The organism is Streptomyces acidicola (genome assembly GCF_009377235.1).
Lineage (GTDB): Bacteria > Actinomycetota > Actinomycetes > Streptomycetales > Streptomycetaceae > Streptomyces > Streptomyces acidicola.
Genome location: NZ_VMNX01000097.1, coordinates 1 through 13,875, shown reverse-complemented (window position 1 = coordinate 13,875; position 13,875 = coordinate 1). Strand labels below are relative to the sequence as shown.

The 13,875-nt window shown below is 68.6% G+C and carries 11 protein-coding genes; 8 read left to right on the top strand and 3 right to left on the bottom strand.

Features of this window, described 5'->3' with window-relative positions:
* The first annotated feature begins 33 nt into the window (after positions 1-33).
* The 5 genes from FPZ41_RS24055 (at position 34) to FPZ41_RS24035 (ending at position 6,084) form a co-directional block, all read left to right on the top strand.
* On the top strand, positions 34-891 hold the full coding sequence (locus FPZ41_RS24055) for a siderophore-interacting protein (RefSeq protein WP_152865806.1): 858 nt from the start codon (positions 34-36) through the stop codon (positions 889-891).
* A gap of 148 nt (positions 892-1,039) precedes the next feature.
* Positions 1,040-2,482 carry a lysine decarboxylase DesA gene (gene desA, locus FPZ41_RS24050; protein ID WP_152865805.1) on the top strand — a complete coding sequence of 481 codons (1,443 nt, stop codon included), beginning with the start codon at positions 1,040-1,042 and terminating at the stop codon, positions 2,480-2,482.
* Positions 2,466-3,758 (top strand): lysine N(6)-hydroxylase/L-ornithine N(5)-oxygenase family protein, encoded by a 1,293-nt coding sequence (locus FPZ41_RS24045; protein ID WP_152865804.1) that lies wholly within the window; start codon positions 2,466-2,468, stop codon positions 3,756-3,758. The genes desA and FPZ41_RS24045 overlap by 17 nt, the downstream gene beginning before the upstream one ends.
* On the top strand, positions 3,755-4,315 hold the full coding sequence (locus tag FPZ41_RS24040) for a GNAT family N-acetyltransferase (RefSeq protein ID WP_152865803.1): 561 nt from the start codon (positions 3,755-3,757) through the stop codon (positions 4,313-4,315). The genes FPZ41_RS24045 and FPZ41_RS24040 overlap by 4 nt, the downstream gene beginning before the upstream one ends.
* Positions 4,312-6,084, top strand: coding sequence for an IucA/IucC family protein (locus FPZ41_RS24035; protein WP_152865802.1), 1,773 nt, complete (start codon positions 4,312-4,314; stop codon positions 6,082-6,084). The genes FPZ41_RS24040 and FPZ41_RS24035 overlap by 4 nt, the downstream gene beginning before the upstream one ends.
* A 74-nt stretch (positions 6,085-6,158) precedes the next feature.
* Here FPZ41_RS24035 and FPZ41_RS24030 read toward each other — a convergent pair whose 3' ends face one another.
* On the bottom strand, positions 6,159-7,766 hold the full coding sequence (locus FPZ41_RS24030; protein WP_322620646.1) for a beta-N-acetylhexosaminidase: 1,608 nt from the start codon (positions 7,764-7,766) through the stop codon (positions 6,159-6,161).
* An 81-nt stretch (positions 7,767-7,847) separates the two neighbouring features.
* Here FPZ41_RS24030 and FPZ41_RS24025 point away from each other — a divergent pair, with 81 nt between their 5' ends.
* Positions 7,848-8,741, top strand: coding sequence for a DUF4429 domain-containing protein (locus FPZ41_RS24025; protein WP_152865801.1), 894 nt, complete (start codon positions 7,848-7,850; stop codon positions 8,739-8,741).
* 53 nt (positions 8,742-8,794) lie between these two features.
* Here FPZ41_RS24025 and FPZ41_RS24020 read toward each other — a convergent pair whose 3' ends face one another.
* Entirely contained in the window at positions 8,795-10,357 is a 1,563-nt protein-coding gene (locus FPZ41_RS24020; RefSeq protein ID WP_152865800.1) for a fibronectin type III domain-containing protein, read from the bottom strand.
* A gap of 186 nt (positions 10,358-10,543) precedes the next feature.
* On the opposite strand from FPZ41_RS24020, the gene FPZ41_RS24015 reads away from it, so the two are divergent.
* Positions 10,544-10,801 (top strand): hypothetical protein, encoded by a 258-nt coding sequence (locus tag FPZ41_RS24015; RefSeq protein WP_131567882.1) that lies wholly within the window; start codon positions 10,544-10,546, stop codon positions 10,799-10,801.
* An 83-nt stretch (positions 10,802-10,884) separates the two neighbouring features.
* Positions 10,885-12,702: a glutamine--fructose-6-phosphate transaminase (isomerizing) gene (gene glmS, locus FPZ41_RS24010; protein ID WP_131567881.1), complete on the top strand. Its 1,818-nt coding sequence runs from the start codon at positions 10,885-10,887 to the stop codon at positions 12,700-12,702.
* A 259-nt stretch (positions 12,703-12,961) separates the two neighbouring features.
* Here the strand turns inward: glmS and FPZ41_RS24005 are convergent, their stop codons facing one another.
* Positions 12,962-13,492: a universal stress protein gene (locus FPZ41_RS24005; RefSeq protein ID WP_131567879.1), complete on the bottom strand. Its 531-nt coding sequence runs from the start codon at positions 13,490-13,492 to the stop codon at positions 12,962-12,964.
* Positions 13,493-13,875: the final 383 nt, after the last annotated feature.

The following is a 13,875-nucleotide window of genomic DNA, read 5'->3' as shown; positions in this document are numbered from 1 at the left end:
CCAAGAGGCACGCCCTGAACCAGGAGTTACTCCATGACGACGGCCGTAGCCGCCCCCTTCCGTTTCTTCTCCCTTCAGGTCGTACGGACGAGGCGGCTCGGCCCGTCTCTCGTGCGTGTCACCTTCGACGGTGACGACCTGCGGGAGTTCCGCTCCGACGGCGGGGACCAGTCCCTGTCACTGTTCCTGCCGCACCCCGGCCAGTCCGCGCCCGCCGTACCCGTCGAACTGGGTGACACGTGGTGGCAGGGCTGGCGCGAACTGCCGGACGACGTACGCGCGGTGATGCGCTCGTACACACTCCGCGCGCTGCGCCGTGACGCACGCGGAGCCACCGCCGAGATCGACATCGACTTCGTGCTGCACGGCATGGAGCCGGGGGCCACCGCGCCCGCGGGCCCCGCCTCCCGGTGGGCTGCCGAAGCCACGGCCGGCGACCGCGTCCTGGTGCTCGGCCCGGCCGTCGCCGACAACCGGGCGATTCGTTTCCGTCCGCCCGAGGACACCGATCTGGTGCTGATGTGGGGCGACGAGACGGCCCTCCCCGCCGCCTCCGCGATCCTGGAGTCACTGCCGGCGGGCACCCGCGCCCGGGTCTGGCTGGAGGTCCACCACGCCGGGGACATCCAGGACCTGGCGACCGAGGCCGACGCCGAGATCACCTGGCTCGTACGCGCCGAGGGGTCCCTCATGGCCCTCGATGCGATCCGTGACGCCGAACTCCCGCCCGCCGAGCAGCCGTACGCCTGGATCGCGGGCGAGTCCGGCCGGGTGAAGGAGCTGCGCCGCCATCTCGTGCGCGAGCGCGGGATCGACAAGAGGCGGGTGACCTTTGTCGGTTACTGGCGCGAGGGGCTGACGGAGGAGCAGATGCGCGAGCGAGGAGAGTGACGGCAGTCACGGGTGGGGCAGGATTGCGACCCGGTTAATTAGGTTAGGCTTACCTAAGTAAGCCTCAAAGTAGTAAGCCAGTAAGCCCCTTTTCGACTCCCCCCTCTCCCGTCCGCACGGACCGTCCCCGCTCGGAGGAACGCTCACCATGCGCTCGCACCTGCTCAATGACACGACCGCGGAGCGGTACCGCAGCTCCGTGACCGAAGGAATCGAGCGGGTGGCGGCCAAACTCGCCACCACCGACCGTCCGTTCACGGGCGTCACCGTCGACGCCCTCGCTCCCCGCATCGAGCAGATCGACCTCGACCGGCCACTGCACAACACCACAGCCGTGCTGGACGAGCTGGAGGACGTCTACCTCCGGGACGCGATCTACTTCCACCACCCGCGCTACCTCGCCCACCTCAACTGCCCGGTCGTCATACCGGCCGTGCTCGGCGAAGCCGTCCTCTCCGCCGTCAACTCCTCCCTCGACACCTGGGACCAGTCGGCCGGCGGCACCCTCATCGAACGCAAGCTCATCGACTGGACCGCCGAGCGCATCGGCCTCGGCCCGGCCGCCGACGGCGTGTTCACCTCCGGCGGCACCCAGTCCAACCTCCAGGCGCTGCTGCTGGCCCGTGAGGAGTCCAAGACGGACTCCCTCGCCAAAATGCGTATCTTCGCCTCCGAGGTCAGCCACTTCAGCGTCAAGAAGTCCGCGAAGCTGCTGGGCCTCAGCGCCGACTCCGTCGTCTCCGTCCCCGTCGACCACGACAAGCGCATGCAGACCCTCGCCCTCGCCCACGAGCTGGAGCGCTGCGAGCGGGACGGCCTGATCCCCATGGCCGTCGTCGCCACCGCCGGCACCACCGACTTCGGCTCCATCGACCCGCTGCCCGAGATCGCCGAGCTGTGCGACCGGTTCGGAGTGTGGATGCACGTCGACGCGGCCTACGGCTGCGGTCTGCTCGCCTCACTCAGGCGCCGTGCACTGCTCGACGGCATCGAGCGCGCCGACTCCGTCACCGTCGACTACCACAAGTCCTTCTTCCAGCCGGTGAGTTCGTCCGCCGTGCTGGTCCGGGACGCGACGACGCTGCGCCACGCCACGTACCACGCGGAGTACCTCAACCCGCGCCGCATGGTGACCGAGCGCATCCCCAACCAGGTCGACAAGTCCCTCCAGACCACCCGCCGCTTCGATGCGCTCAAGCTGTGGATGACCCTGCGCACGATGGGCGCCGACGGCATAGGCCGGCTCTTCGACGAGGTCTGCGACCTGGCGGAGGAGGGCTGGCGGCTGCTCGCCGCCGACCCGCGCTACGACGTCGTGGTCGAGCCGCGGCTGTCCACGCTGGTCTTCCGCTACATCCCCGAGGCCGTCACCGACCCGGCCGAGATCGACCGGGCCAACCTGTACGCCCGCAAGGCCCTGTTCGCCTCCGGTGACGCGGTGGTCGCGGGCACCAAGGTCGGCGGGCGCCACTACCTGAAGTTCACCCTGCTCAACCCCGAGACCACGGCCGCCGACATCGCCGCCGTCCTCGATCTGATCGCCTGCCACGCCGAGCAGTACCTGGGAGAGTCCCTTGACCGCGCTTCCTGAATCCACGAACGCCACGTACGACTTCGTGGGCATCGGGCTCGGCCCCTTCAACCTCGGCCTGGCCTGCCTCACCGAGCCGATCGCCGAACTCGACGGCGTCTTCCTGGAGTCGAAGCCGGACTTCGAGTGGCACTCGGGCATGTTCCTCGACGGCGCCCACCTCCAGACCCCGTTCATGTCGGACCTGGTGACGCTGGCCGACCCGACGTCCCCGTACTCCTTCCTCAACTACCTCAAGGAGTCCGGCCGTCTGTACTCGTTCTACATCCGCGAGAACTTCTACCCCCTGCGGGTCGAGTACGACGACTACTGCCGCTGGGCGGCGAACAAACTGAGCAGCGTCCGCTTCAGCACGACGGTCACGGAGGTGAGGTACGACGACGGGGCCGGGCTGTATCTCATACGCACCGAAACCGGCGAGACGTACCGCGCCCGCCACCTCGTCCTCGGCACCGGCACCGTCCCCTTCGTCCCCGAGGCCTGCCAGGGCCTGGACGGCGACTTCTTCCACAACGCGCACTACACGCACCGCAAGGCCGAGCTCCAGTCGAAGAAGTCCATCACGATCGTCGGCAGCGGCCAGAGCGCCGCGGAGATCTACCACGAGCTCCTCACCGAGATCGACGTCCACGGCTACCAGCTCAACTGGATCACGCGCTCCCCGCGCTTCTTCCCCCTCGAATACACCAAGCTGACGCTGGAGATGACGTCCCCGGACTACATCGACTACTTCCGCGCGCTGCCCGAGGACACCCGCTACCGGCTGGAGAAGCAGCAGAAAGGCCTGTTCAAGGGCATCAACTCGGACCTGATCGACTCGATCTTCGACCTGCTGTACCAGAAGAACGTGACGGCCGGAGGCCGCCCGGTCCCCACCCGGCTCATCACCAACTCCACCCTGAAAACGGCGAGTCATGAGGGCGGGCTGTACACCCTCGACTTCCACCAGGACGAGCAGGACAAGGACTTCGAGATCCGGACCGAGGGCCTGGTCCTCGCCACCGGCTACCACTACCGGCCGCCGGCCTTCCTCGACCTCATCCGCGACCGCCTCCGCTTCGACGGCCACGGCCGCTTCGACGTGGGCCGCAACTACGCCATCGACACCACGGGACGCGGGATCTTCCTGCAGAACGCGGGCGTGCACACGCACAGCGTCACATCCCCGGACCTGGGCATGGGCGCGTACCGGAACTCGTCCATCATCCGCGAGCTGCTCGGCACCGAGTACTACCCCGTCGAGAAGACCATCGCGTTCCAGGAGTTCGCAGTATGAACTTCCCCTTCCCCTTCCCCTTCACCGGCACCTTCACCTTCCGGCCCCTCGATCCGCTGAAGGACGCCGCGCTCCTGCACACCTGGGTCACCCACCCCAAGGCCGCCTACTGGATGATGCAGGGCGCCAGGCTCGAGGACGTCGAACGCGCCTACATGGAGATCGCGGCCGACGAACACCACCATGCCCTGCTCGGGCTGCTCGACGGCGAACCCGCCTTCCTCATGGAGAAGTACGACCCGGCCCACCGTGAGCTGGTCGGCCTGTACGAGCCCGAGCCCGGAGACGTCGGCATGCACTTCCTGGTGCCGCCGACGGACACACCCGTGCACGGGTTCACCCGGGCCGTCATCACCGCCGTCATGACGCACCTCTTCGAAGATCCGGCCACGGCCCGTGTGGTCGTCGAACCGGACGTGTCCAACAAGGCCGTCCACGCCCTGAACGAGGCGGTCGGCTTCCTGCCCGTACGAGAGATCCAGACGCCGGAGAAGAAAGCCTTGCTGAGCTTCTGTACCCGTGAGCATTACCTGGCGGCACGAGGAGTGGCGGTATGACCCTGTCCGACGCCGTGGCCCACCTGTCCCCCGAGCGCTGGGAGCGGGCCAACCGCCTGCTGGTCCGCAAGGCACTCGCCGAGTTCGCCCACGAGCGGCTGATCACGCCGGAGACCACCGGAGAGAACCGGTACGCCGTCCCCAGCGACGACGGCCGCACCCGGTACACCTTCACGGCCGTGGTCCGCGCCCTCGACCACTGGCAGGTCGACGCCGGCTCCGTCACCCGCCACCGCGACGGCCGCGAACTCCCGCTCGCCGCCCTGGACTTCTTCATCGAGCTGAAGGAGACGCTGGGCCTGAGCGACGAGGTCCTGCCCGTCTACCTGGAGGAGATCTCCTCCACCCTCTCCGGGACCTGCTACAAGCTCACCAAGCCGCAGATCCCCGTCGCCGAGCTGGCCGGCTCCGGCTTCCAGGCCATCGAGGCCGGTATGACCGAGGGCCACCCCTGCTTCGTCGCCAACAACGGGCGGCTCGGCTTCGGCGTCCACGAGTACCTCTCGTACGCCCCCGAGACCGCGAGCCCCCTCCGCCTGGTGTGGCTGGCCGCGCACCGTTCGCGGGCGGCCTTCACGGCGGGTGTGGGCATCGAGTACGAGGCGTTCCTGCGGGACGAGCTGGGCGAGGCGACGGTCGAGCGCTTCAACGGCGTCCTGCGCGAGGCCGGCCTCGACCCGGCCGACTACCTCTTCATCCCCGTCCACCCCTGGCAGTGGTGGAACAAGCTCACGGTCACCTTCGCCGCGGAGGTCGCCCAGCGGCACCTGGTCTGCCTCGGCGAGGGCGACGACGAGTACCTCGCCCAGCAGTCGATCCGGACGTTCTTCAACAAGTCCCGGCCCGAGAAGCACTACGTCAAGACGGCCCTGTCCGTCCTCAACATGGGCTTCATGCGCGGGCTCTCGGCCGCGTACATGGAGGCGACCCCGGCGATCAACGACTGGCTGGCCCAGCTCATCGAGGGCGACCCGGTACTGAAGGCGACGGGCCTGTCGATCATCCGCGAGCGCGCGGCGGTCGGTTACCGCCACCTGGAGTACGAGTCCGCCACGGACCGCTACTCCCCGTACCGCAAGATGCTGGCCGCGCTGTGGCGCGAGAGCCCGGTGCCCTCGCTCCAGGAGGGCGAGTCGCCGGCCACCATGGCCTCGCTCGTCCACGTCGACCACGAGGGCAGGGGCTTCGCGACGGCGCTGATCGAGCGCTCGGGCCTCACCCCGGTGGAGTGGCTGCGCCACTACCTGCGGGCGTACTTCACTCCGTTGCTGCACAGCTTCTACGCGTACGACCTCGTCTTCATGCCGCACGGCGAGAACGTCATCCTCGTCCTGAAGGACGGTGTCGTGCAGCGCGCGATCTACAAGGACATCGCCGAGGAGATCGCGGTGATGGACCCCGACGCGGTGCTGCCGCCGACGGTGGAGCGGCTGCGTGTGGAGGTCCCGGAGGAGAAGAAGCTCCTGTCGATCTTCACGGACGTCTTCGACTGCTTCTTCCGTTTCCTCGCCGCGAACCTCGCGGACGAGGGCGTCCTGGCGGAGGACGACTTCTGGCGCACGGTCGCCGAGACCGTCCGCGAGTACCAGGCACAGGTCCCCGAACTCTCAAGCAAGTTCGAGCAGTACGACATGTTCGCCCCCGAGTTCGCGCTGTCCTGCCTCAACCGGCTCCAGCTGCGCAACAACCAGCAGATGGTCGACCTCGCCGACCCGGCGGGCGCGCTCCAGCTCGTCGGCCATCTGAAGAATCCCATCGCGGGGCTTTAGCAGGGCGGCCCCCTCCCCGAACAGACGGGCACCTCGGAGTACGGTCCTCCGAGGTGCCCGTCGTCCCGCGCAAGCTACCCGGCTGCCGTCCAGGGCACCTGCGGCGACCGGTAGTAGCCGATGCCCAGCGCGTCCCACCGCGGCCCCTGCGCCGCGAGCCGCACCTTGTACGCGTCCCAGTCGTGCGTCGCCGCGGGCGACCAACCGAGTTCCGCGACGCCCGGCAGGCGCGGGAAGGCCATGAAGTCGATGTTCGCCGGGGTCACGATCGTCTCGGTCCACAGGGGCGCCTCGACGCCCTTGACGGCCGAGCCCGGCGCTCCCGGGAGGTAGGTGCCCGGGTCCCAGTCGTACGACCGCTTCACCTCCACCAGGCCCGCCCAGGCCAGGCCCAGGGGGGTGTCCTCGGTGTACTTCATGTCGAGGTAGATCCGGTCGGCGGGCGACAGGATCAGTCCGGTGCCGGCCCGCGCCGCCGCCGCGACCCGTTCCTTCTCCTCCGCGCTCGTGCGGTCCAGGCCCCAGTACTGGGCGAGGGCGCCCTTCGCCGGGGTCGCCCCGGTGAGCTGGTGCCAGCCGATCACCGTCTTGCCGTACTTCGCCACGACCGGCTGCACCCGGTCCATGAACTTGACGTAGTCGTCGTGGCTGGTGGAGTGCGCCTCGTCGCCGCCGATGTGGAGGTAGCGGCCGGGGGTGAGGGCTGCCAGCTCACGGATCACGTCGTCGACGAAGTCGTACGTGACGTCCTTGTTCACGCACAGCGAGCTGAAGCCGACCTCGGTGCCGGTGTAGAGCGGGGGTGCGACGCCGTCGCAGTTCAAGTCGGCGTAGGAGGCGAGCGCCGCGTTGGTGTGGCCGGGCATGTCGATCTCGGGGACGACCTCCAGGAAGCGGGAGGAGGCGTACCGGACGATCTCCTTGTAGTCGTCCTTCGTGTAGTGGCCGCCGGGGCCGCCGCCGACCTGCGTGGAGCCGCCGTACGTGGCGAGCCGGGGCCAGGAGTCGATCGCGATGCGCCAGCCCTGGTCGTCGCTGAGGTGCAGGTGCAGCTTGTTGACCTTGTAGAGCGCCAACTGGTCGATGTAGCGCTTGACCTGGTCCACGGTGAAGAAGTGCCGGGAGACGTCCAGCATGGCGCCGCGCCAGCCGTAGCGCGGGGTGTCCTTGATGGTGCCGCCCGCGACCAGCCAGGGGCCGGGCTGCACGGAGTCCTTCTCGACGGCCGCAGGCAGGAGCTGGCGCAGGGTCTGCACGCCGTGGAAGAGCCCGGCGGGCTTGCGGGCGGTGATCGTGACCCCCTGCCGACCGCTGTCGAGGCGGTAGCCCTCGTCACCGAGGGAGGCGTCCTTGGAGCCCAGCTTCAGCCGTATACCGGTCCCTTGACGGTCCGTCACCGGGATGCGGTAGCCGGTCGAGGGCCGCAGGACGTCCGCGAGGTAGGTTCCGATCCGGCGGGCCTCGCGTGAGTCGTCCACGTGGATGCGGGTGCTGTCCGTGATGCGGTACGGGGCTCCGCCCGTCTTCACCGACGCCGGGGCCGGGATCACGCGACCGAGCGGTGTGGGCGTGTCCCCTTCGGGCGTCCCCCCGGCGGGTGCCGCCCCGACGGCAAAGGCTCCGGCCGCCGTCACGAGCAGCAGTGATCCGAGAATACGAGTGGTTCTGCGGTGCTGTCTCACCTGAGCGTCCCTCCATCGACCCACGTGCCAGCGAAAAGGTACAGACCAACCTCCCCGTTCAGGCGGTGAAACAATCCCCTCATGGCGGAAATCATCCAGCGTGACGGCACGTGGGCCTTCTACGGCGACACCCTGAGGCTGACCCCGGGGCGCGACAAGAACGTGAGCCTGTTGCGCAAGACCCTGGGTGAACTCGCCGTCCCGCTGGCCTCGTTGGCGGGCGTCTCGCTGGAGCAGGGGAAGAGGTCCGGGCGGCTGCGACTGAGGCTGCGCGACGGCGCGGACCCACTCCTCCACGCGACCGGAGGCCGGCTCACCGACTCCCACGACCCCTACCAGCTCGTCGTCGAGTCGGACCGCTACGGCGTCGCGGAGTACTTCGTGGACGAGATCCGCAACGCCCTGCTCCTCGACCAGGTCCCGGCCGATGCCGTCGAGGACTATCTGCTCCCCGGCCCGGCGGTCCCGCTCTCCGTCTCGGCCGGGGACGGCACCGCGAACTTCGACGGCGAGCACGTGCGCCTGGAGTGGAACTGGAAGACGGAGGACGCGAAGGCCGCGGCCGGCTCACGCACGCTCGCGCTGGCCGACATCCGGTCCGTGGAGTGGCACCCGGCGGTGGGCCTGGAGAACGGCTACCTCCGCTTCACCGTGAAGAACGCGCCCACGAAAGCCCCGCCGAAGTACGACCCCAACTCCGTGGAGCTGTGGGGCTTCAAGAAGGACCCGCTGATGGCTCTGGTCGCGGCGGCCGTGCAGGCGCGGCTCCCACACCCGTCGGCCCCGCCCGCGGACGACCCCCCGAAGCAGCTCCCCCAGGCCGCGGCCGACCCCGACGAGGGCCCGGCCACCCGCGAGGACGAGCACGACGCCTTGCTGCGCCGTCTGCGCGAACTCGGCGAGCTGCACAGGTCCGGCGTCCTCACGGACGAGGAGTTCACGATGGCCAAGCAGGCGGTCCTGAAACGGATGTGACACATCTGACGGATGTGACACGTTCCGGAGGACCGCCTGCCTGGTATACGGCCCTACTTCGCCTTGCGCGCCACGGTGAAGTGGTCGATCCGGTCACCCGTCTCGGCGATGCCCTGCACCTTCAGCTCGGCGTAGTGGCCCTTCGGAGCGGGGACGACGTCCACGCGCAGGAAGGAGTAGTTGAGGTACCGCACCCGGGACCAGGCGACGGTCTCGTTCTGCTTGCCGCCCTTGAGGTTGACGAACGAGGCCACGGAGTCCACCTCGTGCTCGTGCCCCTCGTACGAGTCGGGCGCGCTGAAGGCGTACAGGCTGCGGCCCGCCGCGCCCGCCGTCACGTACACGACACCCTCGGTCTCGGGGTACGCCGTACCGCCGATGGGCAGCTTCTTGGCGACCTCGTCGCCCTTGATGACGTCCGTGCGCTCGTACTGGTGGTTGTGGCCGTTGATGACGAGGTCGACGGTGTACTTCTCGAACAGCGGCACCCACTCCTGGCGCACTCCGCCCTCCGAGGCGTGCGCGGTGGAGGTGCAGTAGGCGCAGTGGTGGAAGAAGACGACGATGAAGTCGATGTCCTTGCTCGCCCGGAACTTCTTCAGCTGCGCCTCGAACCACGTGGTCTGGGTGCCGCCGGAGAGGCCGAGGTTGGCCGGGATCTCGAAGGAGACGTCGTTGGGGTCCAGCGAGATGACCGCCGTGTTGCCGTAGACGAAGGAGTAGACGCCCGGCAGGTTCTTCTTGTCGGGGCCGTTGTCCGGCAGCGTCCAGCGGGCTTCCTCGCCGCCGTAGCCGTTGGGCGAGTACCAGGCCTCCATGTCGTGGTTGCCGTAACTGACCATCCACGGGATCTGCTTGGCGACCGACTCGGTCTGATACAGGAACTGGTCCCAGGTGCGTGAGTCGAAACCGGTGTCGGTGGTCTTGCCCTGGCCGGCCGGGTCACCGTAGGCGATGTCGCCGGCGTGCAGGTGGAAGACCGGGTTCTGGCCGAGGATCAGGCTGTCGTTGGCGAGCGCGTGGTAGCTGACGCCCTGGTCCCCGAAGGCCGTGAAGGTGAACGGCGTCTTCTGCGCGGGGGCGGTGGTGAAGGTGCCGAGGGTGCCCAGCAGGTGCGGCTCGGCCGGGTCGAAGCCGGCGTGGCCGACGCCGTAGTAGTACGTCTGCCCCGCGCGCAGGTGGGTGAGCTTGGCATGCAGGTAGTACTGGGTGTGGTCGCCGCTCGCACCGACGCCGGCCGGTGTGTAGAGGGTGCGGACCTCGGCTTCGATCTTGCGGGAGAGGTCCCACGGGTGGGCGCCGACGCGGATGAAGGGCTTCTTCACCGCGACGGGGACCTGCCACGAGATGGTGATCTCGGTGCGCGGGTCGTTGCCGAAGGCGAGATGGCGGCCGAAGGGTGCGACGAGCGAGCCGTCGACGGTCTCGGCGCTCGCCACGCTCTGGGTCGGTACGGCGGCCCGGGCGGTGGCGCCAGGTACGAACGCGCCACCCGCGACGGCGCCCAGCGTGACGGCGCCGCCCCTGATCATCGTGCGCCGCGAGAATCTGGCGCGCAGGTATTCGTGCTGCTCGGCCATGCTCATGCGCTCGGCGAGCCGCTCGGGTACTCCCATGCGAGGAATGTCCATGAGGCCTGAAACTCGTCCCCTGGGGCAACGAGTCGCCGCACGCGGAATGGACTCCGCACGAACAGGCACTCATGAGAGATTCAATGTTCACCCAAGGAGTTTCAACACCCACCTGCCCGGAATCGGGCAGGATTCTTGCGAAACGGCCGCCCGTACCCCAGGATCTACCGGGTGCACGACGAACTTGTTGATCATCTGACGCGGTCCACGCCCCTCAGCCGGGGGGAGGCGCTGCGCGTGATCCAGGACGTGCTCGCGTACTTCGACGAGACGACCGAGGACTACGTCCGTCGCCGCCACCGCGAACTCCAGGCCCAGGGCCTGGTGAACTCGGCGATCTTCGAACGGATCGAGGCGGACCTGAAGTACCGCGCGGTGGCACCGCCCGAGCTCACGCTCAGACAACTGCGCCGCATCGTCTACGGCTGAGACCGTCGGGGATGAACGACCACAAACGGGATGTACAGCTACAAACGGGTTAGCTGCAAACGGGGAGACAAGGGGAGAACTGTATGTGCGGAATCGTCGGATACATCGGTAAGCGCGATGTGGCCCCGCTGCTGCTGGAGGGCCTGCAGCGGCTGGAGTACCGCGGCTACGACTCGGCGGGCATCGTCGTGACGTCGCCGAAGACGGCCGGCCTGAAGATGGTCAAGGCCAAGGGCCGGGTCCGCGACCTGGAGGCCAAGGTCCCCGCGCGCTTCAAGGGCACCACCGGCATCGCCCACACCCGCTGGGCCACCCACGGCGCCCCGTCCGACATCAACGCGCACCCGCACATGTCGGCCGACAGCAAGGTCGCGGTCGTGCACAACGGCATCATCGACAACGCCTCCGAGCTGCGCCGGAAGCTGGAGGCCGACGGCGTCGAGTTCCTCTCCGAGACCGACACCGAGGTCCTCACCCACCTGATCGCCCGCTCCCAGGCCGAGACCCTGGAGGAGAAGGTCCGCCAGGCGCTCAGGATCATCGAGGGCACCTACGGCATCGCCGTCATGCACGCCGACTTCACCGACCGGATCGTGGTGGCGCGCAACGGCTCGCCGGTCGTCCTCGGCATCGGCGAGAAGGAGATGTTCGTCGCCTCGGACATCGCCGCCCTGGTCACCCACACCCGGCAGATAGTGACCCTCGACGACGGCGAGATGGCCACCCTCAAGGCCGACGACTTCCGCACGTACACCACCGAGGGCACCCGCACGACGGCCGAGCCGACCACCGTCGAGTGGGAGGCCGCGTCGTACGACATGGGCGGCCATGACACGTACATGCACAAGGAGATCCACGAGCAGGCCGACGCCGTGGACCGCGTGCTGCGCGGCCGTATCGACGACCGGTTCTCGACCGTGCGCCTGGGCGGCCTGAACCTGGACGCCCGCGAGGCGCGCCGGATCCGCCGCGTGAAGATCCTCGGCTGCGGCACCTCGTACCACGCGGGCATGATCGGCGCCCAGATGATCGAGGAGCTGGCCCGCATCCCCGCCGACGCCGAGCCGGCGTCGGAGTTCCGCTACCGCGACGCGGTCGTGGACCCCGACACGCTGTACGTCGCCGTCTCGCAGTCCGGTGAGACGTACGACGTACTGGCCGCAGTGCAGGAGCTGAAGCGCAAGGGCGCGCGGGTACTGGGCGTGGTGAACGTCGTCGGCTCGGCGATCGCCCGCGAGGCCGACGGCGGCATCTACGTCCACGCGGGGCCCGAGGTCTGCGTGGTCTCCACCAAGTGCTTCACGAACACCACGGTCGCCTTCGCGCTGCTCGCCCTGCACCTGGGCCGCACCCGTGACCTGTCCGTCCGCGACGGCAAGCGGATCATCGAGGGGCTGCGGAGGCTGCCCGGACAGATCTCCGAGATCATGAAGCAGGAGGAGGAGATCAAGAAGCTGGCCGAGCAGTTCACCGAGGCCCGCTCGATGCTCTTCATCGGCCGCGTCCGGGGCTACCCGGTGGCCCGCGAGGCCTCGCTGAAGCTCAAGGAGGTCTCGTACATCCACGCCGAGGCGTACCCGGCCTCCGAGCTCAAGCACGGCCCGCTGGCGCTCATCGAGCCCGCCCTGCCGACGGTCGCGATCGTCCCGGACGACGACCTGCTGGAGAAGAACCGCGCGGCCCTGGAGGAGATCAAGGCCCGCAGCGGCCGGATCCTCGCAGTGGCCCACCAGGAACAGGAGAAGGCCGACCAGACGATCGTCGTCCCCAAGAACGAGGACGAACTCGACCCGATCCTCATGGGCATCCCCCTCCAACTCCTCGCCTACCACACGGCATTGGCCCTGGGCCGGGACATCGACAAGCCGAGGAACCTGGCGAAGTCGGTAACGGTGGAGTAGGGACGCGCCCCCGAAAGAGGCGCCCCAAAGGGGCGCTTCTAAGGGGCGCGGGGCTGTATCGATATGCGGCTCCGCCGCGTGGGCGCGACCAGCCCCCACGCACCAGCAGAGGCCGAACAAACTGAACGGACCCCCACGTGTGCCACCAAAACGTGGGGGTCCGTCACCTCGTCGAGGTCGGCCCGTGGCCATCACCCTCCGAGCACATCTCACCCGGCCCAACGGCGAGTTACGAAAAGAGCGGCACCGGGAGCGCAGCTCATGGAATGACGATCACGGGACGCTGCGCCCGCTTCGCGAGCCGCCCCGCGACCGAGCCGAAGATGCGCCCCACGATCCCGTGCGTGGAACCCACCACGATCGCGTCCGCCTCGTACTCCCGCCCCACTTCCTCGAGTTCGTGGCAGATGTCGCCTCCGCGCTCGACGAGGATCCAGGGGACCTCGGCGAGATAGTCGGCGCAGGCGAGTTCAAGGCCGAGGACCTCGGTGCGGTGGTCGGGGACGTCGACGAAGACGGGTGGCTCGCAGCCGGCCCACACCGTGGTGGGCAGCCGGTTGGCGACGTGCACGATGATCAGGCCCGAGCCGGAGCGATGGGCTATGCCGATCGCGTACGCGAGGGCGCGCTCGCTGGACGTCGAGCCGTCGAAGCCGACGACGACGCCATGCTTGAAGGCGGGATCGCAGGAGGGGCGTGCTTCTTCCGCCGCCAGCGGGTCGGCCGCCGTGTGATCGGCTACCGACCGCCGCTTGCGGTCAGCTGGGTCGAAGAATTCGTGACCGGCCATGGATATCTCGGCGTTCGGGTCCTTGTGGGTGTGGGACGACAGTGTGTGGCGGAGCTGTGTCCGGGAATCATCTTCCCAACCCCATACCCCCAAGGGTACGGCGGCACGCCTCCTTAAGCCCATACCCCGCACCATGCCGCGCGGGGTTCCAGGGAGCATGCACGAGGGGACAGCCGTAACGCAATGGTTGCTGCCCCGTACAGGCGGTTTGCCCAAGGTTCACCCGGGTGTGCGGCACAGGGCTTACCCAGGGTACGAGCCACTCCGGCCCGGATCCACCCTCCGGCAGTGACCGAGCGGTCGAACACGCGTTGAACCCCGGTGAGTCACTCCTACAGGGGGCACGCTGCGCCCGGACACCCGACGGCCTCCCGGTCCACCCC